Annotated in this window: 1 protein-coding gene; it reads left to right on the top strand. The window is 56.8% G+C overall.

Annotation, left to right across the window (positions count from 1 at the left end):
• Positions 1-441: transposase (locus GFD32_RS14540; protein WP_240455668.1), on the top strand; the 441-nt coding region annotated here is incomplete at its 5' end.
• Positions 442-616 lie beyond the last annotated feature (175 nt).

Consider the following 616-nt stretch of genomic DNA (forward strand, 5'->3'; position numbering starts at 1 on the left):
AACTTGACCTGCCAGTGTCCGGCAGGGCATCAGATCCGTTATCGGGGCACCCGAGAAGACAACCGTGGGACGCTCCGCGCCTATTTCGAGGGCCGGTTGCTGCAGTGTCGGCACTGCGCGAAGAAACACCAGTGCATGCATAACTCCAGCGCGGCAGATCATCGCCACGGAGCGGGGCGCCAGGTCTGCTTTGCGCTGGCACATCGACGCGCACCGTCCTACACCGATTGGATGAAGCAGCGCGTCGATAGCGCTGAAGGCAAGGCAATCTACAGTCACCGCATGTCGGTGGTAGAACCCGTATTCGGCATTATCGGCACCAACAAAGGATTGAACCGCTTCAGTTTGAGAGGCAAGCGGAAGGTGCAGGGTCAATGGCAGCGGTACTGCCTGGTACATAATATTGAGAAGCTGGCGAATTACGGCAGGTTGGCAGCGTGATGATGAGGAGGAGGGTGTCTGTCAGGGCGCTACCGATAGAGGGAGTGATAGAGATCATCATCGGCATCAGTGGCGTGATTCATGAATGATGGGCCGGACGCCGCTATGCCGGAAGATTTGAACCAATAGGAAGGGTGTAGGATGGCCGGAAAAGGGTTTTTCTACAGCCTCGTTA

Origin of the sequence: Halomonas faecis, from assembly GCF_010993975.1 — a bacterium.
Taxonomy (GTDB): domain Bacteria; phylum Pseudomonadota; class Gammaproteobacteria; order Pseudomonadales; family Halomonadaceae; genus Halomonas; species Halomonas faecis.